Source organism: Brucella pseudogrignonensis (assembly GCF_002252525.1).
Lineage (GTDB): Bacteria > Pseudomonadota > Alphaproteobacteria > Rhizobiales > Rhizobiaceae > Brucella > Brucella pseudogrignonensis.
This window is the reverse complement of the sequence record NZ_NNRM01000048.1, coordinates 146,283-171,750: the sequence shown is the minus strand read 5'-3', so window position 1 is coordinate 171,750 and position 25,468 is coordinate 146,283. Positions and strand designations below refer to the sequence as shown.

Genomic DNA, 25,468 nt, shown 5'->3' with positions numbered 1-25,468 from the left:
GTCGGAACAGCTTGCGTGCAGCGTGGACAGCTTTTCAAAGCTGTCCACGTTTTTGCACAGCTGCGCAGCATCAGTCATATGGCTGTTATAAATCCTCGATAGATAACCATAATAGCGAGCGGTGCCTAAACACCGTTCGCTATTTTCCAGCGCACTATAATTTGTCGCTTGTCGAGGTAAAATAAAAATGCTTCAATCCCGATTGCACGGCTGTGCAGAAAAAATAAAACCGGCCGTCGATCCTGGGGAGGATACGCATATGCCTGCGTTTTTGGAGGTAGCGGATGCACGCGTCCGTTATGACAATAATGAGATTCTTAAAGGTGTAGACCTTTCGGTGAAGAAGGGTGAATTCGTAGCGCTGCTCGGCTCTTCCGGTTGTGGCAAAACCACTTTGCTGCGTGCAATTGCTGGATTCAATACACCCAGCGATGGAGCTATTCGCGTTGGGGGCAAGGACGTCACTCGATTGCCGCCTGACAAGCGCGGCATGGCACTGGTGTTCCAGTCCTATGCGCTCTGGCCGCATATGACGGTTGCGCAAAACATCGGCTACGGCCTGCGTATTCGCGGTACAGCGAAAGATACCATCAGGCAGAAAGTTCAGGAAGTTGCGCGCCTTCTGGGGCTTGATGCGCTGCTTGATCGTAAGCCAGCCGCACTTTCCGGCGGTCAGCGTCAGCGCGTAGCACTCGGTCGCGCATTGGCAATCGAGCCAGACATTCTACTGCTCGATGAGCCGCTTTCAAACCTTGACGCCCGCATTCGCCTGTCGGTGCGCCATGAAATCAGCGCTCTGCAGCGCCGCCTTGGTATCACTGCAGTGCATGTGACGCATGATCGTGAAGAGGCCATGGTTATGGCTGATCGCATCGTGATCCTGAATAATGGTGAAGTGGCACAGGCCGGCGCACCAGAAGAAGTTTATAATCATCCGGCATCTGACTTCGTCGCGGCCTTTATGGGTGCTGAGAACCTCATCGAGCTTCCTGTCAGTGTTAAAGCAGACCGCATCGAGATCGCCGCAGGGCCACAAAACAAGGCAAGCACAATCCCGGCTGGCCGTCGCAATCTGTCCGATGGCATCGCAACAGCACGCTTCCGCAGTGAAGCCGCAAAGCTTACAAGTCCCGGTGCTCCAAATTCTTGCACAGCACCTGAACTTATCCTGACGGGCACCGTCGACCAGACGAGCTATCCGGGTGGCCTTTGGCGGCACATGATAAGTGTGGGCGGCAGGCATCTTCTGGTTGATGCAACAGAGAGCCATCAACCCGGTTCGCAGGTTGAAATCCGCATTCCCGAACAGGCTCTCTTCCTGTTCGACAAGTGACCTGATCGGCTCAATACGTAACTGTTTCTACCATGCACAGGTGTGCATAGGTATGGAGTTGTCATCAAGTCGATCACTAGCAGGCTCGCCTGCTCAGAAGAGGATTGCGGGCCTTCAACCGCCCGCAGCCGCACAAAATTCCCGATCACACCTCACCGGATACACAATTATCCAATCGCCGAAATCTTCCGCCATGCGGATATAAAAGCAGGAATTATTCGATGAAGACGATCCTGAAAACAGCTCTTGTCCTCGGCCTGACGGCATCACCCGCCGCAGCGAATGAATTGACCGTTCTGACCGCAGGTGATCAGAACATGGTCGATTACGTGAACGAATATCTCGGCCCATTGTTCGAGAAGGAAAATCCAGGCACAACAGTTCGTGTTGTTGGCACCGGCCCAGGCGACGCTGGTTCACAGAAGATTCTTGAACGCTTTGAAGCACAGTCGAAAGCTGGCGTTGAAAAGTGGGACGCAGACGTTGCTGTCGTTCATGAGAAATTCGCAGGCCCGATGGTCGAAAAGAAGTTCCTCGAAAACTATCGCAGCAAGATCGACAGCGGTAAGCTCGTCACGCGCGACAATGCGAAGATGGCGCTCGGCACCAATGTTGACGGCTATGTCATGCCAATGTTCAACAGCCAGACAGCCCTCGCCTACAACCCGGCTCTCGTTGCAAATCCACCAAAGAGCTATGATGAGCTGGTCACATGGGCAAAGGAAAACCCGAAGCAGTTCGGCTATAACGGTATCAAGGGTGGTGCATCGGGCGTGAGCTTCGTAATGGGCTGGATCTATGCCTATGGTGGCGATGCCGACAAGCTGATGAAAGGCCCGTTCGAAGAAGGAGAAGCCAAGAACTGGGACAAGGCCTTTGCATCGCTCAAGGACTTCACGACGAATGCAACGTTGACGCCGGGTAATGCCGGTACGCTCGATATGCTGAGCCGCGGTGAAATCGCCATGGGTCCGGTCTGGGTTGACATGTTCTATTCATGGAAGGCCAATGGCCAGCTTCCTCCGGAAATGAAACTTGTTCTGCCTTCGCCAGGCATGCCGGGGCAGCCAATGCATTATGTTATTCCAGAAAAGAGCGCAAACAAGGAACTTGCTGAAAAGTTCGTGGCACTTGCAACCAGCCCCAAAGTTCAGGCTGAAGGCATCGTTGAACGCTTCAACTGGTATCCGGGCATTGATGCTGATCACGTCAAAGCAGAACTCAATGCCGATACCTGGAATAAGCTCTTCACCGATATCTCGCCGGAAGATCTGGCCAATTACGGCAAGCCATTTCCGATTGCACCATACAACACTGCAATCCTCGAAGCTTACGAGCGTCAGGTCGGCAACTAATCAGCTTGCACTAAAGCATAGACCGGGTACGTGAAACACGGACCCGGTCCCTAAATCAAAAATTCGGGGAATATCAATGTCGCAGAGAATGACGGGTTTTCTGCTGGTCGCGCCAGCATTGGCAATCGTGTTGTTTCTGTTCATCGTGCCGTTGTTTGGCGCGATAACCGGAGCATTTCATGTTGGTGAGGACTGGGGTTTCGGCAATTTCACCAAGGCTTTCGAGCTTTATTCAAGCGACATGCTGTTCACCCTAGTGATCGTGACGCTTTCTTCTGCGCTGATCGCACTTTTTGCAATCGCCATCGGTGGCTATCTAACGCTCGGCTCTAATCAGCGTGCCGTTACCGTGCTGCGCTGGCTCTATCGTTGGCCGCTGTTCATTCCATTCATTGTGGTCGGCCAGATATTGCGTACGTTTCTCGCTAAAAACGGCCTGATGAACAGCCTTCTGATTGAAGGCGGTATTCTCACACCGCTTCAGGCTATGAGCTTTCTCGACTGGCGCGGCATCGTCATTGCATTTGTTTGGAAACAGACACCCTTCGTTACATTACTCCTTGCGGGGGCAATGGCATCGATTGATCGTAGTACGATCGAATCTGCGCGTAATCTCGGTGCTGGACGGCTGCGCATTTTGATCGAAATCGTGCTTCCACAAGTGCGCCCCACCCTGCTCGTTGGCTTGATCCTCAGCTTCGTCACCATGATGTCGGTACTTTCTGTGCCGCTGATGATCAATGCTCAATCTCCAACCATGATCACCGCTAATATGGCTTTCCGTATCAATGCCTATGGCGATTACGGCGTCGCCAATGCGCTCGGCACAATATCGCTCCTGATGACCAGTCTGGTTGCATGGATTTATCTCAGACAAACCATGAAGGAGCACGGCTGATGAGCACCGCACTCGACTGGCGCTGGATACCGCGCGGAATTCTACTTGGGTTGCTGGCCTTTGCAATCTTCGGCCCGCTTGCCAATCTGCTTCTCTGGGCCGTGGCTGAACGCTGGTATTTTCCGCATACGTTGCCTATTCAGTATGGCTTTTCCTTTTGGGCCAATGTGTTTTCGCCACGCGGCAACGCTCTTTCATCACTTGGAACAAGCGTCGTTATTGCAAGCCTTACTGTGGTTGTCTCTCTCGGTCTTGCCATTCCGGCTGGCTATGCACTGGCACGGCTGAAATTGCCATTTCGCGGATTGATCTTGCTTATCCTGCTGATCCCACAGGCATTTCCGAACCTGCCAATCTACGTCAATATTGCGCAAATGTTCTATTCGCTACGTTTAAACGGTACGATTACCGGCGTGGTTCTGGTTCATGTGACCCATGGCTTGGTCTATGCGGTGTGGATTGCAACAGCCGCTTTCTCCGCGATTGATCGCGAATTGGAAGAGGCCGCACGCTCCATGGGCGCTTCCGCCATGAAGACCTTCTTCCACATTACAATGCCAATTGCTGCTCCCGGCCTGCTCGCCAGCGCTATTTTCGTGTTCCTTGAATCACTTGATGAATTCACTGGGACATATTTTGTGGGTGCGCCCGACATTACAACATTGCCGCTGATGCTTTATACAGCAAGCTCCGGTGGCAACTATCAGATAGCGTCGATCAGTGCGCTAATCCTGCTGGTGCCGTCCATTGCGTTCATGTTCGTGGTCGAGCGTTTTCTGCGCGCCGATGTTCTCTCGAAAGTGGGTCGATAACTATGGCCGACAAAGATCGTTTTCAGGACGAGATTCCCGAAAACCAACCGCGTTTCATCAGTGCACATGAAGTTGCAGTGGAAGCGGGCGTCTCTCGCTCGGCGGTCTCTCGCACCTTTACGCCCGGAGCCAGCGTATCTCCCTCAACGCGTGAGAAAGTGCTGAAGGCAGCTGAAAAACTTGGGTATCAGGTCAATGATCTAGCGCGCGGCCTGCTTGCCAAGCGTAGCCGCATCGTCGGCATGATCGCAGCCGATCCGGCAAGTCCTTTTCGCTCACGCCAGATCGCGGCCCTATCACGTCGATTGACGGCGCGTGGCAGCGTGCCGGTGCTGATCCCAACCGGTCAGCACGGCGAGAATCTCTCCGCGGCCCACCAGACGCTTCTTCGTTATCGGGCCGAAGCGACTGTCGTTCTGTCTGGGATGCCGTCATCGTCGTTTGTCGAGTTGGCCCAGCGCAACGGTCATACGCTGATCGTTGTGGGCCGTAACGAAGATGGTCCTGACCATATCCGGATCAATAATAAACAAGCGGCGGAAACAGCTGTCGATGTGTTTGCCGCGCGCGGCATGAAAAGGCTCGGGCTTGTGACATCAAATGTTCGCAGCCCCAATCTGCTGGAACGCGAAGAAGCCTACGTTGCTCGCTCTAAAAACTTAGGCCTAGATGTCAGCGTACAGCGCGGAGAACTGACTGACTACGATGGCGGCTTTGCTGCAGCGTCGCTTCTTCTGAGTGAGCGCGACCGTGTTGAGGCAGTATTTTGCGTCAATGATCTGATGGCATTTGGCCTGATTGATTGCGCACGCGACGTTTTTAATCTTTCGATTCCGGAAGACCTGTCGGTGATCGGATTTGATAATGTCACCGAAGCACGATGGGGCGCATATCGTCTCACAACCTTCGACCAGAATGCCGAACGCCTGTCTGCTGAAATCATCCGTATGCTTGATGAACGACAAAGTGCACCCAACGAGCCGCCACAGATGGTGATGATCGACACTCCACTTATTTTGCGAGGCAGCGTGCGCCCGCTTAAAACGGAAAATTCTTCTAACGGAAGCAAACCCTGAATGTCCGATCATTCTATCTGGCTGCGCCCCGCGCATGATGATCTTGTTTTCCTTGAGAAAATCGTACGGGATTTGAGCGGGCTATTTAACTCACCGGTATTTGAGCCGCACGCAACGCTCGTACCGGATATGAATCGATCTGCAGAAGAGCTTCTTCCACAGGTGGTAAGCCTTGCGATCGGCCGCAAACCGTTTGAACTTTTGATTGAGGATGTAACGGGAAGCGAAGCCTATTTTCGCTCTTTCTACGCAGCGCTTGAAAAAGCACCGGCGCTGATGCGCCTGAAACAAGATTCGCTTGAAATATCCGGCGAGGCCAGCTTGCAGAGCTTCATGCCGCATGTCTCATTGGCTTATGGTGTTGAGGATACAACGCAGAAACAAACGGAAATGCAGCGGCTTGCCAAAGAGCTTTCAGGTAGAAAGCTGCGCTTCGACCGGCTGGTGATCGTGAGTTCATCAAGCGAGACGCCGATCGATGAATGGCACGTAAAGCACGAGATACAGCTTAAAGGATAAAAGCCAGCCACAAAGATGTGGCTGGCCGGTTTTTAATCAAAGTGGACGCGGATGAGAGCGGTAGACTTTTTCAATGTCTGCCAGCATTTCTGCTGAAAGCGTCACTTCGCTTGCAGCAATATCGATCTTCAGCTGTTCGACAGACGTGGCGCCGATAATGACAGATGTCATGAAAGGTCTCGAAGACGAAAACGCAATCGCCATCTGCGCAATATCGAGCCCATACTTCTTAGCAATATCGATGTAAGCGCGAATTGCCGGTTCCGAATAGGAATTATCACGCCAAAGGCCGCCATCTGTCACCGAAGCGCGTGATCCTTCGGGGATTTTCCCGCCTAGATATTTGCCGGTTAGAACACCTGCAGCAAGCGTTGAATAGGCAAGCAAACCAACTTGCTCAAACAGCGATACTTCTGCCATGTCATGATCAAATTCACGCTGCAGCAGACCATATTCATTCTGGATAGACGCCATACGTGGCAGATTGTGCTCTTCAGCAATCTTCAGCCATTGCATCGTACCCCAAGCCGTTTCGTTGGAAAGACCGACGTGATGAATCTTGCCTGCGCGAACCGCATCTTCAAGGCCGAGCAGAACATCATGAATCTGTTCACGTTCAGCCTTTGGGTCAACATGGGAGGGATCAAAACCCCAGCCCTGACCGAAATGATAATGCGGACGCGATGGCCAGTGAATCTGATAGAGGTCGATGTAATCGGTCTGCAGTCTCTTCAAGCTGTCGTTGACTGCCTCAGTAACACTTGCGCGGCTTGGCTTTGCACCGCCACGAATCCACTCCTGGCGACCGCCTCCGGCGATCTTGCTGGCGAGAATAACGCGATCACGCTTACCAGACTTCTTGAACCAGTTGCCGATGTAGGTTTCAGTCTTGCCATAGCTTTCCGGGCTCATCGGAATAGCATAACCTTCAGCGGTATCGATAAAATTGACGCCGGCATCGACAGCGAAATCAAGTTGCTGATGTGCGTCGTTTTCAGTGTTCTGTACGCCCCAGGTCATGGTGCCGAGACAGATTTCGGTAACATTGAGGCCTGTACGGCCCAAAGGTTTCATTTTCACGAGATTTTTCCGGATCGATTTGCCCGCAGAACGCGGATTTGACGGGGCTAAAGTCTTACCCCCGCTGTGCCGCGCCTGACAAGGCCGCTCGCTGAAAATTGAAAGCGATTAGAGAAACCGTTTTGCGGAATATGGTGCAGGATCAGTAAATGTATTCTCACCGGTCATCAATTCGGCCAGCAGACGCCCGCTTGCCGGGCCAATCGTCAACCCATGATGAGCATGGCCAAAGTCAAACCATAGTCCCTTATGGCGCGGTGCGAGTCCAATAACCGGCCGCATATCCGGCAGGCACGGGCGCAGACCGAGCCACGGCTTGGATTCTACTGGCGTCCCCAGTTGCGGCAAAAGACGTCGTGCAACTTTCTCAGCACGTTTAAGTTGAATGAAATTGGCAGGCGCATCTGGTGAAGCGAACTCTATGCCGGTTGAAAGTCGAACACCATGCACCACAGGCGCTAGTACATAGCCTGCTTCTTCATCAACAACCGTATGACCGAGCCGCACATCATCCTGCATTTCAAAATGCATATGATGACCACGCTTGATACCGAGCGGGATTGAGTAACCAAACTTCTTGAAGATCAATCCGGATTGCGGTCCGAGAGCCACCACCACATCGCGCGCAATTATCGGGCCTTCTTCAGTCGTTACCTGCCAGCCATCGCCATTTTCAACGAGTGAAGCTGCATCTCCATGAACAAATGTGCCCCCATTCGCGCGGAAAAGATCAGCGTAAGCTTCAACCAAGCCACCCGGATTGACGATTGTTTTTGGGTCAAGCCAGTGAATGCCGCCCGCAACATCGCCAAGCGTTGTTTCCCGTTGTTTCAGCGACGCTGAATCTAGGACATCATAGGCCAGATTAAACTGCTGCAATTGCGGCAAGCGTTGCACGGCAGCGTTGAAAGCTGCTTCATTGCGAAAAACTTCGATCCAGCCCTGCGCACGCACAAGTCGTTCGCAGCCAGCTTGGGCAATAAGCGCATCATGCTCATGAACACTTGCTTCGACCAATGGCAACATAGCGTTTGTCGCAATTTTCAGGCGCTCTGGCGAAGATTCGCGCCAATATTGGAACAGCCAGCGGGCCATTCGCGATACATAAAACGGGTCGTATCGCACATCTGAACGGCGATTCAGGCCGTAACGCAACAGCGTCCAGAAACCTTGCGGAAACGAATAGGGAATGACGCTCGAACGTTCGATTAGACCGGCATTACCGAAACTCGTGCCCTGCCCCGGATCACCACGATCAATCAGCGTAACCGACCGCCCTCGCGCTTGCAGGTGAAGTGCAGCCGAAACCCCAACGATACCCGCGCCCAGTACAATGACGTCTTGTTTCTGCATGGTATTCCCGCCAATTCCATGAAGTGAAAGAGCGCGCTGATCGATTTTCAGCGCGCTCCCGCATACAGCAAAGAGTGGAGACTTTTACAAGTCACATATCTTCGATCAGTAAATGTCGAAGTCGAAATATTTCTTCACGATGGTCGCATAGGTGCCGTCATCGCGAATTTTTTTGATAGCCGCGTTGAACTGTTCACGCAGGTCGTTGTCGTCCTTACGCAGTGCAATGGCTGTATCTGTTTGTGTACCAGGCACATCGCCAATCAGCTTACAGCAATCAGCACCGTCACCCTTGATCCAATCGGAAATCGGGAACTTGTCTGAAATCACTGCATCAAGACGACCGCTTTTAAGATCGGCATTGGCTTCATCGGCTGTTGGATAGAGTTTTACGTCTGCTCCAGCTTTGCCATAGACATCTTCCGCATAAGTGCCCTGTGTGGTTGATCCCTGCGCGCCTATTGATTTGCCTTTGAAAGCGTCGGCATCGAGCGCTGTAATCGGGCTGTCTTTCGGAACCGCAACAGACAGTGGTGTGGAATAATACTTGTCGGTAAAGGATACCTGCTTCTGGCGTTCTTCCGTCACACTCATCGACGCGATAACGGCATCAAACTTATTGGTCTGAAGACCCGGAATCATGCCGTCCCAGTCATTGGCAATGATGGTGCATTTGGCTTCCATCGCTTTGCAGAGCGCATTGGCGATATCAACATCCAGTCCCTGCAAAGAACCATCAGCCGCAACAAAATTGAAGGGCGGATAAGCACCTTCAGTTGCGATCTTGATTTCTTTCCATTCTTTGGCTTGCGCTGGAAGTGCAGCGATAATGGAGGCCACGCCTGCGAACAGGATTGATTTCAACATAATATTCCCCTTGACCGTTGTTATGGTTCTGTTTTGCAGGTTTCCCGCCCGCAATATTATGGATAGAATGAAGCACCGGACGCCGCCTGTTTCAAGTTAAACATCTGGCGGCGTCCGATAATTTTATCAGTAGATATCGAAGTCGAAATACTTCTTGCGGATTGTCTCGTAAGTACCGTCGTCACGGATCTTTTTGATTGCAGCGTTGAACTGTTCACGCAGATCATCGTCACCCTTGCGCAGAGCAACAGCGATCTTGGTTTCAGACCCCGGAATATCGCCAAGGAACTTGCAGCAATCAGCGCCCTGCTTCTTCAGCCAGTCGGCAGCAAGGAACTTGTCAGCAGCAATGGCATCAAGGCGACCACTTTCAAGATCAGCATTAGCTTCGTCAGCCGTCGGATAAAGCTTCACATCCGCGCCCGCTTTGCCATAAACGTCATCGGCATAGTTGCCTTGCGTTGTGCCAGCCTGTGCGCCTACAGTCTTGCCATCAAACGCCGATGGCTCAAGCGAGGCAATGTCGGTGTCTTTCGGTACAACGACTGCCAGTGGCGTCGTGTAATAGCGCTCTGAGAAAGCAACCTGCTGCTCACGCTCTGGCGTAATGGCCATGGAAGCAATGACTGCATCGAACTTGTTTGCCTGCAAGCCCGGGATCATACCATCCCAGTCATTTGCAACGATTGTGCACTTTGCTTCCATTGCTTCGCAAACTGCATTGGCAATGTCGATGTCGAAACCAACCAGCTTGCCGTCTGGCGACATATAATTGAAGGGTGGATAAGCACCTTCACTGGCGATACGAATTTCTTTCCATTCCTTAGCCTGCACAGGCATTGCCAGAACGACGGAGGCCAGACCGGCCAGCAAAATTGTTTTAAACATTGCTTCCCTATTCCACTTGTTAGACACGGGCTTTTTATGAAGTCCACAGTTCGGATTGCCCGCAAAGCCGAACAAATTCAATTGCAACTTTGGTCATATCAAAACGCAAAATAACCCGCTGCGCGTTTAGCGCAACGGGTCTGATATGGCCTCAACGGTGCTTTCAGGCAACGAGACGCGTCGAATGATCGTCCTGTGCATAGGCTTTGCCGAAGCGGTTTGCGAGGAATGCATCAAGCGTGATGTCTTCCTGACGAACAAAGCCCTTCTGTGCAATTTCGCCCTTAGCAAGCATGTCGAGCACGGCGCAGATTGCCGATGCTGTCGTGATCTGGATGCCCGAACGAACGATCTTGCCGACCTGATTGGCATAAACCTTGTTCGCATAGGTTTCCTGAACCAGACGACCGTTCTTGGTGCCCGAAACAGTTACGAAAATGACGATAACGTCCTGAAGCGTGCTTGGCAGAGCGTTTTCAAAGATGTCTTTGAGCACTTCGCGACGATGACGCAGGCCAAGATCGTTAAGCAGCGCCTTCATCAGCGCTACGTGACCTGGATAACGGATCGTGCGGTAGTTGAGCGTGCGAACTTTGCCTTCGAGCGTGTCGCAAAGTGTGCCGAGACCGCCCGAAGTGTTGAATGCTTCATAGGTTACGCCGTCGAGCGAGAATTCTTCGCGCTCTTCAAGAGCTGGAACCTTGGTCAGCTTGCCATTTACGATGGCTTCACATGGCTCGATATACTCGTTGATCAGACCATCTGTGCTCCAGGTCAGGTTGTAGTTGAGAGCATTTGATGGGAACTCTGGCAGAGCGCCAACGCGCATACGCACGTTTTCGAGCGTGTCAAAGCGCTTTGCGAGATCGTAAGCAACGATCGAGATGAAGCCTGGAGCCAGACCACACTGCGGAATGAATGCAGTCTTTGCATCTTGTGCCAATTCCATGACGCGCTTGGTGCTGGCCACGTCTTCGGTAAGATCGAGGTAATGCACGCCGGTCTTGGCTGCAGCTTCTGCGATCAGCGTGGTGAGCTGGAATGGAGCAGCACTCAGAACTGCAAATTTGCCGGTGAGAACGGCTTCAAGAGCCTTAGCATCTGCAATGTCGAGAGCCTGTGTCTTGACTTCCGCACCGGTATCCAGCGCGTCGAGCTGTGCCTGCGAACGGTCAACAACCGTCACAGCATAATCACCCGTCGAAGCGAGAAGATCGGCAATGGTCGCGCCAATTTTGCCCGCGCCTACAACAACGATCTCTTTCATGTCTTTTCCCCTATAAGTCTGTTTGGGTAATGCAATTTCGATAGATAAAGAATCTCACAAATTTCGGCGAAAAGAAGCATTTAAACTGACGATTTCACGTTGTTTGTTTGTGCTATATGACGTATCTAATATGCATTATGACGACAAATGCTGACCTGACCCTTATAGCCCTGCTGCGCGAGAACGCCCGCGCCTCAACCGCCGACCTTGCAAGAAGGCTCGGCGTGTCGCGCACGACCGTACAAAGCAGGCTGGAAAAGCTGGAAAAGCGCGGTGTAATCGAAGGCTATACCGTTCGAATCGCTCCTGAATTTGAGCGCGATCTGGTGCGCGCGCATGTGCTGGTGACAGCGCTTCCGAAGTTCGCGCCGAAGGTTGAAACAGCACTTCGCAGCATCATGGCTGTCCGAACACTTCACTCGGTCAGCGGTCATTTTGATATGATTGTTGTAGTCGAAGCGCCGTCGATTCAGGAACTGGATATTTTTCTCGATAAGATTGGTGCGCTCGAAGGTGTCGAACGCACCATGTCTTCTATCATTCTGTCGACGCGGATTGATCGATAGTCAGTCCTTCGAACTGCCTTCCCAACCTGCATAAAACACACCGGGTTGCTTCTCCATGAAATGCGTAACGGCATCGATTTCCTCCGGGTCAATCGATGTGCTGACGAGGGTTGCCAAAATTTCGACAGTCTCGGCGTTGCGATCCGTGATTTCGACATCTCCGACCGGGTATTTCGCCTCGTCCAGCTTCTCGACTAGCAATTTGCGCATTTCTTCCATGGCCTGATGAGATGCAATAACGCGCACCTCATAGGTCTGCTCCAACGCCTGCTCATCAATTGGAATACGGTTGATGAGATTAACGAGCGGTCGCAATAACGTATTTCCCAGCAAAACGTATAGGGTCAGAAGGGCAGCTTCCGCCAGCATGTCTGTGCCTGCGCAGGCACCAACAGCTGCTGAGCACCAGAGCGTCGCAGCTGTGTTCAGCCCACGGACGTTCATGCCCTCTTTCATTATGACGCCTGCGCCCAGAAACCCGACGCCAGAAACGACATAAGCGATAACACGCAACGCCTCGGCGCTACCTGCAAGACGCGCAGCCAGATCAACGAAAGCAGCTGCCCCCAGCGCAACAAGCGCGTTGGTACGCAATCCAGCAGTTCTCTGGCGATATTGACGTTCGGCGCCGATCATCGTGCCAAAGATGAACGCGGCGGTGAAGCTCACCGCCGTGTCGAGGAATGGATAAAGATCAAAGGTATTCACAAACTGCATAGTCAAAAATCCGATTTATGCCAGTGCGTTAGCAGATCAGATTAATGCAATTATGACGATAATGTCAGCCTGCTCAGTTGCCAACAAACTCAAATTTATCGACATCGACTAGTCCGCGGTCTGTGATCTTCAGATGTGGGATAACTGGCAACGCAACAAAAGCCAACTGCAGAAACGGTTCTTCCAATACCGAACCAAGCTCTTCAGCTGCATGGCGAAGCGCACGTAGTTGCTCTCGGACGGTTTCGTAAGGTTCAACGCTCATCAGTCCGGCAATAGGCAGAGGCATTTCCGCAAGCACTTTGCCATCGCGTACAACGACAAATCCGCCTTCGATTTCGCCCAAGCGGTTTGCCGCAGCTGCAATGTCTTCATCTGAAACACCGACCACGCAGATATTGTGGCTGTCGTGGCTGACGGTTGAAGCAATAGCTCCGGCTTTAAGGCCAAAACCATGCACGAAGCCGGTGGCGATATTGCCATTTTTACCATGTCTCTCAACGACCGCGATTTTGACCACATCGCGCTCAAGATCGGGTTCCACACCATGCGGACCAACTTTAAGATCAAACTCCAGGCTTTCCGTGATGATCTTTCCCGGAATAATGCCAATTGCACGCGTTTTGCCGCTGTTGGATTGTGATCTGAAGCTTGATGCACTGACAGTGGGCGCTTTCACGCTGTTGCGTCCGACTTCCGCAACTGATCCACGTGTTGAGAACAGTTCTTCCGAAACCACCCTGCCCGCAGACAGAACGATTTCAGCATTGCAACCTTCAAGACTGTCGACGACCACGAGATCGGCGCGCTGCCCCGGCGCAACAAGTCCGCGATCAAACAGCCCGAAAGCGCGCGCTGCCGAAACACTTGCCGCGCGATAAATAGCAAGTGGTTCAACACCACCAGCAATTGCCGTGCGGATGAGATAATCAAGATGGCCCTGATCAGCGATATCGAGTGGATTGCGATCATCCGTGCAAAGCGCCAGAAACTGCGAGTGCCGTTCAGTGATGATCGGCATCAAAGCATGTAGGTCTTTGGAAACCGAGCCTTCACGGACCAACACATGCATACCCTTGCGCATCTTTTCCAGCGCTTCTTCGGCACTGGTTGCTTCATGCTCGGTGCGAATACCGGCAGCAATATAGCCATTCAGATCCAGCCCACGCAGAAGCGGCGCATGACCATCAATATGACGTCCTTGAAAAGCCTTGAGCTTTGCCATGCATTCAGGGTCTTTTGAAAGCACGCCGGGGAAATTCATGAACTCAGCAAGGCCGATGACCTTCGGATGATCGGCAAAAGGCAGCAGATCATCGATCAGCAGTTCGGCACCGGATGTTTCCATGTGGGTCGCAGGCACACAGCTTGAAAGCTGTACCCGAATATCCATGATCGTTTCAAGCGAGCTATCGAGGAAGTATTGCAGGCCTTCTACGCCGAGAACATTGGCAATCTCGTGCGGATCGCAAATGACCGTTGTGACGCCCTGTGGCAGCACACAACGATCAAATTCATGCGGTGTCACATTGGACGATTCAATATGGAGATGCGTATCGATAAAACCCGGCACAACAATTCGGCCGGAAATATCAATTTGCCTCTTGCCCTGATAGTTGCCGAACGTTCCCACAATACGATCACCGCTGATCGCAATGTCGCTTTCAACCAGTTCGCCTGTCACGAGATCGAAGAAGCGGCCACCTTTCAACACGATATCGGCAGGCTCACGACCGGCACCTTGATCGATCATCTGTTCAAACATTGGCTCACTCCATTCAAATCATTTTCGGAATCAATTTCCCGAAAATAACATAATGAAGCGGTTTCAACGCTGATATTCAATCATACGGCAGCGGTTGAGTACCAATTCAAGCCTGTTGTCGCCAAGCAGGCGGACGCAAATGCGCTTGTTCCATGGACCATCCCGCAACGTGAACAAAGCTCTTCCATTACCAAGATCTTCAAGCGGCATAAGCTGACGCGTAGGTCCGATACCCATAATGATATGGCCGTTATCGATGGTGAAAGATGCACCATAAAGCGGAGCGCTCCAGTGACCGTCAAACTCTTTATTGACTGGTCTCGCCTGAACCGGAAGCAACTCTCGCTTCACATGACCTATTTCGCCTTGAAGCACCTCACCGTTCCAATGCAATTTCATCGGCGACGATGGCGATAATGAAGAGGCCCAGCCTTCTCCTATATTGTAGAGCCGATCTTCAGCGCCAAGATAATTGGCAACACCGCCACGCATCTCAAGCCAGAATGGACCTGCATCGGCGACATATAATCCATCAGGGATAGCTGTCGTCATTTCAGGAAGCGACAGCCCGTTGAGAGCAGCCATGCAGTCACGGGCAATCTTATATGTATCAGCATCTTCTCGATTACAGACAACAATCATGCCTGTTTTGTCTGCGGGGTCGAGAAGAAAATAACTTTTATAGCCGGGATGCGATCCACCATGGCCGACGAAGCGCTTGCCATTGATTTCGTTCCACCGCAGGCCAAGGCTATAGCCTGTCGGGCGACCGTCGCTCAAAAAGTGTTCCGCTGAAAGCGTCGAAAGCAACCCACTAAATGCACCTTCACCTTTAAGGAGCGCTTGCGCCCAGTTGGTGAGAGCCATTCCACTACCTGCAAGGCTGCCCGATGCTGATAGATGCAAGCCTGCCGAACTTTCCTGCCATTTATCTCCGTTTTTCCAATAGCCGGGAACAAGCCCTTTAACCGGGTCGGCCCAGACATCTGGAACTTCAAGGGAAGTGTCCAGCACCGCATTGATTTCAGATTTCACAAAGTCGTTGAAACTCAGTCCTTTGCGCTCCAGTGCTGCTTCAACCAACCTATATCCCGTATTCGAATAGGAGATCTCACTGCCAGCACTGAAGTTCAGCCGCGTCATCGACGACAGAAAGTCGATAAGGCTGTCCGCGTCCGTATACGTGTAGACCGATAAGCCCAATAAGGTCAGACTTTCGCGCACATCGGGCAGACCTGATGTCATATCAAGTGCGCGTCCGACGGAAACATCTGCCAGTGGGCTTTGCAGTTCTGGAAGGTGATCGCCAAGCCTGTCATTCAGACTGATTACATCAGCATGACGCAACACCATGGCGCAAAATACATGCTTGGTAATGGATGCATAACGAACGACCGTATTGGCCGTAAAAGGCGTGCCGGACGGCAGGCTTTCCAAACCACCTGCATAGGCAAACTTCACACCATGGGCGTCAAATCCGATGATTACCCCGCCGGGTTCATTCTTGCTCCACGTTCTGGAAAAAACTTTTGCAGATAAAGACGCTGCATTCCAGTCAGCATGAATGGGCATGGAAACTCCGTCAGGCGGTTCATGGAACCTTCGCGGCTCCATGTATGCGAATGTCATAATGTACGTTTGCGTAGATTGCCTGAAGATTAAGTGAAAACTCCGGCAGCGTCGCAAAATCGACAGCAGATAATTCGGATTCTTTCTCCCGCGCAAGCCCCTGAGAATATTGAATTTTATGGGTTACTTTTAATAGTGCGTTAAATACATTATCGCTTATGTAATTGGCAACGCCATGAATGGCGGCTTTGTGAGGCGGCTAACGACATACCTCCATTGACTTCTTCTCGTCAGAGACTGCTTGGCAAGCTATCCACATCTTCTCCCCAATATTTATCGATTCTTTTTCGTTTTTTTTCCTTTTAACCATTAACATTTTCGAATTTATTCTATTATTGCGAGTGAGAAGTTGATCCCGAGCAAAATTGCAGTCATAAAAGTGTAATAACCATAATGCAGGTTCCGGCACCTTGAGCGATAAATTCGCTCTTGATGTTTACGTAACCTCATTTCCGAGGAGGAAATATGCTTACCCGTCTGATCACGACTTCGGCGCTCACTGGCGCTCTTGCTCTCACCATTGGTTCACAGGCTTTCGCTCAGACGGAGCTAAGCTGGTGGCACGGTATGACTGGCGCCAACAACGAAATGATCATTGAACTTACAAAAGAGTTCAATGAAAGCCAGAGCGATTATAAGATCGTTCCTGTTTACAAGGGTAGCTATCCTGAAACGTTGAACGCAGGCATTGCTGCATTCCGTTCCAAGCAGCCGCCAGCGATCATTCAAGTTTTCGACGCTGGTAGCGGTGTCATGATGGCTGCCGAAGGCGCTATGGTTCCTGCTGCAGAAGTGCTTGAAAAGGGTGGATTCAAGTTCGACAAGTCGCAGTATCTGCCAGGTATTGTTGCTTATTATTCGAAGCCAGACGGCACCATGCTGTCGTTCCCATACAACTCGTCTTCGCCGATCCTTTATTATAATAAGGACGCATTCAAGAAGGCTGGTCTTGACGAAAACAACCCACCAAAGACCTGGCCGGAAGTTTTTGAAGCAGCCAAGAAGATCAAGTCGAGCGGCGCTTCTGCTTGCGGCTTTACCTCGACATGGCTCACATGGATTCAGACTGAAAATTTTGCCGCATGGAACAATGTTTCCTATGGCACCAATGAAAACGGTCTTGGCGGCACCAACGTCGAACTCAAGATTAATGAGCCGCTCTTCGTTGAGCACTTCCAGGCAATTGCCGATCTCGCCAAGGATGGCACCTTCCGTTATGGCGGTCGTACATCTGAAGCCAAGCAGCTTTTCACTTCCGGTGAATGCGCAATCCTGACGGAATCGTCGGGCGGCCTTGGTGACGTTATTAAGTCTGGCCTTAACTACGGTATCGGTCAGCTTCCTTATTATGAAGGCCATGGCCCTCAGAACACAATTCCGGGCGGCGCCAGTCTCTGGGTGTTTGCTGGTCTCAGCGATGACCAGTACAAAGGCATTGCGCAGTTCTTCAACTTCCTTTCGCAGACCAAAATTCAGCAGAAGCTGCATGAAAAGTCCGGCTACCTGCCTGTGACTATGGCTGCCTATGAAGCAACCAAGAACTCGGACTTCTATGAAAAGAACCCGGGTCGCGAAACGCCAATCCTTCAGATGATGGGCAAGGCACCAACAGAAAACTCCAAGGGTGTGCGCCTCGTCAACCTGCCACAGGTGCGTGATATTCTGAACGAAGAATTCGAAGCCATGCTCGGCGGCAAGCAGGATGCAAAGACTGCTCTCGATAACGCTGTAAAACGCGCGAACGAAGCGATTGCTGCAGCTCAATAATCTGATGAACTAAAGCGTGCCGCCTGCCTCAAGGGTTTGGCGGCATTGCTATCCGCAAGGAAACTCCCCGTGCAGAAAGTCACGTTTCCAAATATAATCTTACCCTACTTCCTGCTGGCACCGCAGATCATATTGACTGTGATCTTCTTCTTCTGGCCAGCAAGTCAGGCGATTTATCAGTCCTTCATGCGTGAAGACGCATTCGGGCTGAAATCTACATTTGTCGGGTTAGCCAATTTTACCAATGTGCTATCCGACTCCAATTATCTGCATTCCGTTCAGGTTACGATTGTCTTCAATCTTCTGACCGCTTTTGTTGCCATGGGCGCAGCCTTGTTGCTTGCAACTGCTGCCGACCGTGTCATTCGCGGCAAGACATTCTACCGTACCCTTCTGATCTGGCCTTATGCCGTAGCGCCTGCCGTTGCAGGTATGTTGTGGCTGTTCATGTTCAATCCTGCCATGGGCACGCTTGCCTATCTGCTTCGCAGCAGCGGTTTTGCATGGGACCCATTGCTCAATGGCAATCAAGCCATGGCTATGATCGTAGGTGCTGCGGCCTGGAAACAGATTTCCTACAATTTCCTGTTCTTCGTTGCAGGACTTCAGGCAATTCCGAAATCGCTTATTGAAGCAGCGGCCATTGATGGCGCGCGCGGCGCGCGGCGTTTCTGGTCGATCGTATTCCCGCTTCTGGCACCAACCACATTCTTCCTGCTGGTGGTCAATACGGTCTACGCGTTCTTCGATACATTCGGCATTATCCATGCTGTAACCGGCGGCGGCCCTGCCAAAGCCACTGAAACCCTGGTCTACAAGGTTTATAACGACGGCTTCGTCAATCTTAACCTCGGCTCCTCCTCGGCGCAGTCGGTTATTCTGATGATTATCGTGATCGCCCTGACCGCATTCCAGTTCCGCTTCATTGAGAAGCGCGTGCATTATTCGTGAGTGAGGCGACCATGATTGAAAAACGCCCAGTCTCAAATCTGTTAGGCCATCTGATCCTCATTATCGGGATCATCGTGGTTGCCTTTCCGATCTATTATACCTTTGTCGCATCGACACTTACCTCAGGCGATATTATTCGCCCGCCAATCCAGCTTTTGCCCGGTGGGCATATGATGGAGAATTATGGCGACGCCATTTTCGGTGGCGTTGAGCGTGTGGTTGGCGTGAGCCTCGAACGGCTTCTATGGAACTCGTTCGTGGTTGCGATGTTGATCGCAGTCGGCAAGATTATCATTTCTTTCATGTCGGCTTTCGCGATTGTGTTCTTCCGCTTTCCGTTCCGCATGTTCTTCTTCTGGATGATCTTCGTCACGCTCATGCTGCCGGTCGAAGTGCGTATCCTGCCGACCTATAAGGTCATCGTTGATCTTGGCATGATCGATACCTATGCAGGTCTCACGCTACCGCTTATGGCATCGGCGACAGCGACGTTCCTCTTCCGTCAGTTCTTTCTCACCATTCCGGGTGAACTGGTAGAAGCTGCACGCATCGACAATGCAGGGCCATTCCGCTTTATGCGCGATATCCTGCTGCCTCTGTCAAAGACGAATATCGCTGCCCTCTTCGTCATTCTCTTCATTTATGGCTGGACCCAGTATCTTTGGCCGCTGCTCGTTACCAACGATGCGAAAATGAACACCATCATCATCGGCTTGCGTCGCATGGTGGATTTCGCTGATGCTTCCACACCGTGGAACTACGTCATGGTAACGGCCATTCTGGCTATCATACCGCCGATCCTCGTTGTTGTGCTAATGCAGCGCTGGTTCGTCAAAGGTCTCGTGGAAACGGAAAAATAATGAGCAAGATCATTCTTGATAATGTCCGCAAGAGCTATGGCGGCGGTGTTGAAGTCATCAAAGGCGTTTCGCTGGAGATCAAGGACGGTGAGTTCGTCGTTCTGGTTGGTCCATCCGGCTGCGGCAAGTCCACGCTTCTGCGCATGATTGCAGGCCTTGAAGGCATCACTGCCGGCACAATTTCTATTGGCGACCGCGTTGTAAACGATGTGGAACCAGCCGAACGTGACATCGCAATGGTGTTTCAGAACTATGCGCTCTACCCGCATATGTCGGTTCGCGATAACCTCGCTTATGGCTTGAAGAACCGTAAAACGCCAAAGGACGAGATCGAGCGCCGCATCGCCAAGGCTGCGAAAGCGCTTGAAATCGAGCAGTTCCTTGATCGCAAGCCCCGTCAGCTTTCTGGTGGTCAGCGTCAGCGCGTTGCTATGGGGCGCGCTATCGTGCGCGAACCGGCTGCATTCCTTTTTGATGAACCACTGTCGAACCTTGATGCGAAACTTCGCGTACAGATGCGCGTTGAAATCAAGCGTCTCCAGCGGTCGCTTGGAACAACCAGCGTGTATGTAACTCACGACCAGATGGAAGCCATGACCATGGCAGACCGTCTAGTGGTGCTGAACGCCGGCAATATCGAACAGGTTGGCACGCCAATCGAACTTTACGAAAAGCCAGCTTCGACCTTTGTTGCGACCTTCATCGGCTCACCGTCCATGAACCTTCTGGAAAGCGGCGAGAAGAACCTTTGGCAGCCGGGCAAGGCTGTAACGCTTCCTTCGGACAAATACACGTTCGGCGTACGCCCTGAGGACATTCGCATCATCGAGAACGGTGAACCGGAAGCCGACGGATTCAATGCAGAAGTTCGCATCGAAGCCATCGAACTCGTTGGTGCTGAAAGCTATATCCATAGTTCACTCACTGACGGCAAGCCACTGATCTTCCGCGTTCAGGGCCGTTCTGAACATACGATTGATGAAGTTGTGAAGATTGGTGCGTCGGCAAAAGACGTTCATATTTTTGGTGCCGACGGTCGTCGCGCAGGCAACTAATTTCAACATTGGGCGTTCAGGATTTTGAGCGCCCAATGCATTAGAATTCGATTTACAGCGGTTCCAGTTAAGAATGAATCGTAGGAACCGCTGTAACTGCTTGTTTTTACGAATTATCCTACGCAAAACCGCTTCGCACTTTTGCTGGAAATGCTATAATTATCCGTTTTCGTTTTCTTTGTTATGCGCTACAAAAAGTAGAATATTTTTCTCTTTCTGAGGAATGCGCATTACATGACCCATCAGCAGATACTGTCCTTCGCAGTGATTATTCTCATGATGGGGGCATTTATCTGGGGCAAATTTCGCTACGATATTGTGGCTCTTTGTTCGCTGCTGCTGGCTGTTGCAGTTGGCGTCGTCCCTTTCGATCAGGCATTTACCGGTTTCAGCGATGATATCGTTATTATTGTCGGCAGTGCTCTAATTGTAAGTGCTGGGGTCGCCCGTTCGGGTCTGATGCAGGAAGCCGTGCAACGATTCCTGCCAGATATTAACAGCGTGCGATTGCAGCTCGCGGTACTGGTTGCCATTGTGACCGTTCTATCCGCATTCGTGAAAAATGTCGGCGCGCTGGCGATCATGATCCCGGTTGCCTTTCAGTTTGCCCGACGCTCCAACGTCTCACCTTCTACCTTTCTGATGCCGATGGCATTTGGCGCACTTCTTGGTGGCCTGATGACGCAAGTGGGCACCTCGCCCAATATCGTCGTTTCTCGAATAAGAGGTGAAATGGTTGGCGAGCCATTCACAATGTTCGACTTCACGCCAGTCGGCGCGGTTCTGGCAGCGGTAGGCCTTGTTTATCTGGTTACGTTTTATTGGCTGGTTCCGCAGCGCACGCGTGAAAACATTTCGCTTGATGAAGCCATCAAAATCAAGAATTACGCTTCAGAAGCAAGCGTGCTTGGCAACTCTACCATCGTCGGCAAGCGCATCAGCGATCTCATCAAGCCCGCCGAGGGCGAAGCTATGGTGACGTCGATCATTCGCAAAAACAGCCGCATCACGCCCTTGCCCGATACTGTGATTGTCGAGAACGATATCGTTCTGCTCGAAGGTGATCCAAAGGCGTTAGATACGGTAGTCAGCTCTGGCAAGCTTACCCTGTCCAAGAACCGTAACCCATCAGAAACGAGCGGCTCAACAGAAATCGAAACTGTTGAAGCTGTGATTGGAACCAATTCCCGGCTGGTCGGCCTCAATGCGCAACAGCTTGATCTTTACGCCCGCTATGAGGTCAATCTGCTGGCGGTCAGTCGTCCCGGCCAGCGCATTTCCGAACGGCTTAGTGAAGTGCGTCTGAGTTTTGGCGATGTTGTGGTTCTGCAGGGCAGGCAGGCAAGCCTTTCTAACTTTCTGACAGAATTTGAGCTGCTGCCATTGGCTCGCCGCAAGTTGATGCTTGGCAGTGTGAGGCGCGGGCTTATCCCGCTTGCCATCCTGATTGCAGCGATTGGCGCTACCGCGCTCAGTCTTGTTCCCGTTGCCGTGGCATTCTTTGCTGCAGCAGTTGCGATGCTGCTTTTCAAGGTCATACCGATCAATGAGGTTTATGACGAGATTGACGGGCCTATTCTGGTGATGCTCGCAGCGCTTATCCCGGTATCCGATGCTTTAAGAACAACGGGTGGCACTGAACTGATTGCCGAAGGCTTGGCCAGTATCGGTCACCAGCTACCACCAGCTGGCGCGCTGGCACTTATTCTGGTTACGGCCATGATGGTTACGCCATTTCTCAATAATGCGGCAACTGTGCTGGTGATGGCTCCGATTGCGACAAGCTTTGCCTCTGGCCTTGGTTTTAAACCGGAAGCTTTCCTTATGGCCGTGGCAATTGGCGCGGGTTGCGATTTCCTCACACCAATCGGGCACCAGTGCAATACGCTTGTGATGGGACCGGGCGGCTACAAGTTCAGTGATTATCCGAGACTTGGATTGCCACTATCAATCATTATCGCGCTTGTGACTGTGCCTGCACTGATGTTCTTCTGGCCTCTAAGATAGCTCAGCCTTCGCAGAGCGGAGCCACTCAAGGCTTTCTGCGACGATTTCCTCGATCGGATCGACAACATCCACGCGAAACACCAAAGGTTCACCAACCGGGCTTTCCAGCGTGGCAAGCTGGCTTTCCAGCATTGTTACCGGCATAAAATGGCCAGTACGATGCCCCATATGTTCATGCAGAACTTCAAAGCTTCCATCGAGAAACACGAAAGCCAGTTGTCCACTAACCGCTGCACGCAAGCGATCCCGATAGCTCTTTTTCAGCGATGAACATGAAACAATAAGCCCCTGCTCTGCAGCGGCCATTCGTTCGCCGATTTTATCAAGCCACGGCCATCGGTCTTCATCCTGCAAAGGAATGCCGGACGCCATTTTATCGACGTTGGATTTTGGGTGAAGACTATCACCCTCCAGAAAGGGCAGATGAAGAGACTCTGCCAACTTTTCGCCAACCGTCGATTTTCCAGACCCGGACACACCCATAACGATGATATGCAAATTCATTGTCCTTAAAATGTTTCGAGCTTGAGATTGACGCGGCTGGCTGCACCCACAACGTGCTGGCGCATGACTTCGCGTGCTTTGAGAGGATCACGCACCGCAATCGCATCACGGATCGCCTGATGTTCCGCGATCGTGATTTCGACGATCTCTTCAAGCACCGCACGCGCGCGTGCAGCACGTATTGCCTGACTGATACGCTCCGCTATGAAACCAAGCACAAGCGGGAAATATTCATTATGCGTGGCAGCTGCGACCGCCCGGTGAAAAGCGAGATCGGCAGCGATCCCCTCATCCGTCCACTTTTCTCGGCCAGTCATTTCAGCGAGAGCTTCGTCTAGCCTGCTCATGTCTTCGGCTGTGTGATGCACAGCGGCGAGGCCTGCGGCTTCAATCTCCAGCGCCATACGAAGCTGAAACAGGCTTTGAAAATGATCCCGGTCCGCGAGTGTTTCCGGTTCAATGCGGATCGCTTGGCGACGGTCGGGTTCGGTGACGAATGCACCAACACCCTGACGCGTTTCGATCAATCCTTCATTACGCAACTGGGCAATCGCTTCACGGATGACCGAACGGCTAACGCCGAAGCTCTGTGCAAGATTGTGTTCGGTCGGCAGTTTTTGCCCAGGCAGAAAACTGCCTTCAGTTATCTGTCGCACAATCTCTGAAGCAATACGGGCCGGAAGTTGCTCGTTGCGCCTGATTTCACCGAACACGTTCCGCTCCTCCCTCTGTATTCCTTAGATCTGATTTGTCGTCAGTCCTGAACCAAGTCAAGCGAAAGCTGACATCCGGGATTCATGATCGCATCTGGATCAAGAGCATGTTTAAGGCTTGATAGAAGAGCTTTTCTCACAGGATCAAGCCGCTTTTCGAAATCATCGCGCTTCAAACGCCCAATGCCGTGTTCGGCACTGATACTGCCAGCATAGCGATCAAGAACTGCGTTGATCGTCTCTTTAGCGAGTTTGATTTTCTTATCCTTGATTGCGAGGTCGAGGTCGTTTGGCGGGATGACATTAAGATGCACATTGCCGTCACCGACATGACCATAAGAAATCGCAAGGAATTCTGGCAGGACTGCAGCAAGTTCTGCCTCTGCCTCCGCTACGAATGCTGCGAGCTTTGATAGAGGTACAGAGATATCGGTGCGAAGGTGTTTACCACGCAGCGCCTGACCTTCATTCATTCCTTCACGAAATTGCCAAAGGTTTTGCGCTTGTGCACGCGACGAAGCGATGGTGCCATCAAGCACAAGGCCGCTTTCCAATGTTTCGCTCAAAAATGATTCCATCAAGGCCGCAGTATCGACCAGACCCGAGCCTGAAATCTCCATCAACACATAAGCGGGATATTGCCCCAATGGAGCTACGAGATCCGGAATGGCCTCTTGTGCAAGGGTAAATGCCATCGGCGGCATGAATTCAAAGGCGGACATCAAATCGCAGCACTGAACACGCGCTCGACGATAAAGCGCAATCGCATCTTCGAGCGAATTGAGCCCAAGCATCGCGGTTTCGACTTTGTCGGGCAAAGGCATCAGTTTGATTGCAACAGCTGTAACAATACCGAAAATGCCTTCTGCACCGATAAACAGCTGCTTGAGATCAATCCCGCGGTTATCTTTTCGCAAGGTGGAAAGGTCGTTGAAAATTGAGCCGTCTGGCAGAACAACCTCAAGTCCCAACACCAATTCCCGTGTCATACCGTAGCGCAACACATTGACGCCACCGGCATTGGTGCTGACATTGCCGCCGATACGGCAACTTCCCTGTGCTCCAAGCGCCAGCGGGAAAAACATGCCCTGCGCCGCGAGCTGGTTCTTCATTTCGAGGAGAATGCAGCCAGCTTCTACAATGGCTGAAAAATCGTCAGGGTCGACTTGCCTGATGCGGTTCATACGCTCAAGACTGAGAATTACCACGTCACTCTGACCATCGGGTACACCGCCCTGCACCAGACCAGTGTTTCCACCCTGAGGAATGATTCCAAGCCCCAGTGCGCGGCTCGCTTTAACTGCTAGCGAAACTTCTTCTGTGCTCCGCGGACGCAAGACGGCAACTGCGCCATATTCCACATCGCCAGGAAAATCGCGGCAGAAACGTTGCATCGCATCTGGATCGGTCAGGACCATATCAATTCCAAGCGCCTGCTTCAGCGCTTCTTGCTGTTCCGTGTTCATTTCCAGCACTTCCTGCATGT

23 protein-coding genes are annotated in these 25,468 nt (G+C 51.8%); 12 read left to right on the top strand and 11 right to left on the bottom strand.

All coding sequences use genetic code 11. From position 1 onward, the window contains the following. Positions 1-259: 259 nt before the first annotated feature. The 6 genes from CEV34_RS24105 to CEV34_RS24080 all read left to right on the top strand — a co-directional run bounded on the left by CEV34_RS24105 (position 260) and on the right by CEV34_RS24080 (position 5,993). Positions 260-1,333, top strand: coding sequence for an ABC transporter ATP-binding protein (locus tag CEV34_RS24105; protein ID WP_007879331.1), 1,074 nt, complete (start codon positions 260-262; stop codon positions 1,331-1,333). Positions 1,334-1,554: 221 nt separating this feature from the next. Then, positions 1,555-2,688 carry an ABC transporter substrate-binding protein gene (locus CEV34_RS24100; RefSeq protein WP_007879333.1) on the top strand — a complete coding sequence of 378 codons (1,134 nt, stop codon included), beginning with the start codon at positions 1,555-1,557 and terminating at the stop codon, positions 2,686-2,688. Positions 2,689-2,764: 76 nt separating this feature from the next. Continuing rightward, the gene (locus CEV34_RS24095) at positions 2,765-3,586 is read left to right on the top strand and encodes an ABC transporter permease (protein WP_007879335.1); all 822 of its coding nucleotides are present in this window, start codon (positions 2,765-2,767) and stop codon (positions 3,584-3,586) included. After that, positions 3,586-4,398: an ABC transporter permease gene (locus CEV34_RS24090; protein WP_007879337.1), complete on the top strand. Its 813-nt coding sequence runs from the start codon at positions 3,586-3,588 to the stop codon at positions 4,396-4,398. The genes CEV34_RS24095 and CEV34_RS24090 overlap by 1 nt, the downstream gene beginning before the upstream one ends. A 2-nt stretch (positions 4,399-4,400) precedes the next feature. Then, a complete protein-coding gene (locus CEV34_RS24085; RefSeq protein ID WP_007879339.1) occupies positions 4,401-5,474 on the top strand; it encodes a LacI family DNA-binding transcriptional regulator in 1,074 nt (357 codons plus the stop codon). Continuing rightward, on the top strand, positions 5,475-5,993 hold the full coding sequence (locus CEV34_RS24080; RefSeq protein WP_007879345.1) for a 2'-5' RNA ligase family protein: 519 nt from the start codon (positions 5,475-5,477) through the stop codon (positions 5,991-5,993). Between the two features lie 36 nt (positions 5,994-6,029). Here CEV34_RS24080 and CEV34_RS24075 read toward each other — a convergent pair whose 3' ends face one another. The 5 genes from CEV34_RS24075 to CEV34_RS24055 all read right to left on the bottom strand — a co-directional run bounded on the left by CEV34_RS24075 (position 6,030) and on the right by CEV34_RS24055 (position 11,448). Next, the gene (locus tag CEV34_RS24075) at positions 6,030-7,067 is read right to left on the bottom strand and encodes an aldo/keto reductase (RefSeq protein WP_007879347.1); all 1,038 of its coding nucleotides are present in this window, start codon (positions 7,065-7,067) and stop codon (positions 6,030-6,032) included. 114 nt (positions 7,068-7,181) lie between these two features. Beyond that, the gene (locus CEV34_RS24070) at positions 7,182-8,426 is read right to left on the bottom strand and encodes an NAD(P)/FAD-dependent oxidoreductase (protein WP_007879348.1); all 1,245 of its coding nucleotides are present in this window, start codon (positions 8,424-8,426) and stop codon (positions 7,182-7,184) included. 105 nt (positions 8,427-8,531) lie between these two features. Continuing rightward, a complete protein-coding gene (locus tag CEV34_RS24065) occupies positions 8,532-9,293 on the bottom strand; it encodes an ABC transporter substrate-binding protein (protein ID WP_007879349.1) in 762 nt (253 codons plus the stop codon). A gap of 126 nt (positions 9,294-9,419) precedes the next feature. Next, complete coding sequence (locus tag CEV34_RS24060; protein WP_007879350.1) at positions 9,420-10,181, bottom strand: ABC transporter substrate-binding protein; 762 nt, start codon at positions 10,179-10,181, stop codon at positions 9,420-9,422. Between the two features lie 163 nt (positions 10,182-10,344). Beyond that, a complete protein-coding gene (locus CEV34_RS24055) occupies positions 10,345-11,448 on the bottom strand; it encodes a saccharopine dehydrogenase family protein (protein ID WP_007879351.1) in 1,104 nt (367 codons plus the stop codon). 137 nt (positions 11,449-11,585) lie between these two features. Here CEV34_RS24055 and CEV34_RS24050 point away from each other — a divergent pair, with 137 nt between their 5' ends. Then, the gene (locus CEV34_RS24050; protein WP_179253654.1) at positions 11,586-12,014 is read left to right on the top strand and encodes an Lrp/AsnC family transcriptional regulator; all 429 of its coding nucleotides are present in this window, start codon (positions 11,586-11,588) and stop codon (positions 12,012-12,014) included. Here CEV34_RS24050 and CEV34_RS24045 read toward each other — a convergent pair whose 3' ends face one another. The 3 genes from CEV34_RS24045 to CEV34_RS24035 form a co-directional block, all read right to left on the bottom strand. Then, positions 12,015-12,731, bottom strand: coding sequence for an MgtC/SapB family protein (locus tag CEV34_RS24045; protein ID WP_007879358.1), 717 nt, complete (start codon positions 12,729-12,731; stop codon positions 12,015-12,017). A gap of 73 nt (positions 12,732-12,804) precedes the next feature. Then, complete coding sequence (ade, locus tag CEV34_RS24040; RefSeq protein ID WP_007879359.1) at positions 12,805-14,496, bottom strand: adenine deaminase; 1,692 nt, start codon at positions 14,494-14,496, stop codon at positions 12,805-12,807. A 63-nt stretch (positions 14,497-14,559) separates the two neighbouring features. Continuing rightward, a complete protein-coding gene (locus tag CEV34_RS24035; protein ID WP_007879360.1) occupies positions 14,560-16,068 on the bottom strand; it encodes a serine hydrolase domain-containing protein in 1,509 nt (502 codons plus the stop codon). Positions 16,069-16,590: 522 nt separating this feature from the next. Between CEV34_RS24035 and ugpB the strand changes: the two genes are divergently transcribed. The 5 genes from ugpB to CEV34_RS24010 all read left to right on the top strand — a co-directional run bounded on the left by ugpB (position 16,591) and on the right by CEV34_RS24010 (position 22,765). Continuing rightward, positions 16,591-17,892, top strand: a complete 1,302-nt coding sequence (gene ugpB / locus CEV34_RS24030; protein WP_007879361.1) for a sn-glycerol-3-phosphate ABC transporter substrate-binding protein UgpB — start codon at positions 16,591-16,593, stop codon at positions 17,890-17,892. Positions 17,893-17,961: 69 nt separating this feature from the next. After that, complete coding sequence (ugpA, locus tag CEV34_RS24025) at positions 17,962-18,843, top strand: sn-glycerol-3-phosphate ABC transporter permease UgpA (protein ID WP_007879363.1); 882 nt, start codon at positions 17,962-17,964, stop codon at positions 18,841-18,843. 11 nt (positions 18,844-18,854) lie between these two features. After that, the gene (gene ugpE, locus CEV34_RS24020; protein ID WP_007879365.1) at positions 18,855-19,703 is read left to right on the top strand and encodes a sn-glycerol-3-phosphate ABC transporter permease UgpE; all 849 of its coding nucleotides are present in this window, start codon (positions 18,855-18,857) and stop codon (positions 19,701-19,703) included. Next, positions 19,703-20,758, top strand: coding sequence for a sn-glycerol-3-phosphate import ATP-binding protein UgpC (locus CEV34_RS24015; RefSeq protein ID WP_007879371.1), 1,056 nt, complete (start codon positions 19,703-19,705; stop codon positions 20,756-20,758). The genes ugpE and CEV34_RS24015 overlap by 1 nt, the downstream gene beginning before the upstream one ends. 234 nt (positions 20,759-20,992) lie before the next feature. After that, entirely contained in the window at positions 20,993-22,765 is a 1,773-nt protein-coding gene (locus tag CEV34_RS24010; protein WP_007879373.1) for an SLC13 family permease, read from the top strand. Here the strand turns inward: CEV34_RS24010 and CEV34_RS24005 are convergent. The 3 genes from CEV34_RS24005 to CEV34_RS23995 are packed head-to-tail and all read right to left on the bottom strand — an operon-like array spanning position 22,757 to position 25,466. Further along, a complete protein-coding gene (locus CEV34_RS24005) occupies positions 22,757-23,269 on the bottom strand; it encodes a gluconokinase (protein ID WP_007879375.1) in 513 nt (170 codons plus the stop codon). The two genes, CEV34_RS24010 and CEV34_RS24005, sit on opposite strands and share 9 nt — an antisense overlap. A gap of 5 nt (positions 23,270-23,274) precedes the next feature. Next, positions 23,275-23,982, bottom strand: a complete 708-nt coding sequence (locus CEV34_RS24000; RefSeq protein WP_007879377.1) for a FadR/GntR family transcriptional regulator — start codon at positions 23,980-23,982, stop codon at positions 23,275-23,277. 41 nt (positions 23,983-24,023) lie between these two features. Beyond that, entirely contained in the window at positions 24,024-25,466 is a 1,443-nt protein-coding gene (locus CEV34_RS23995; protein ID WP_007879379.1) for an FAD-binding oxidoreductase, read from the bottom strand. Positions 25,467-25,468 lie beyond the last annotated feature (2 nt).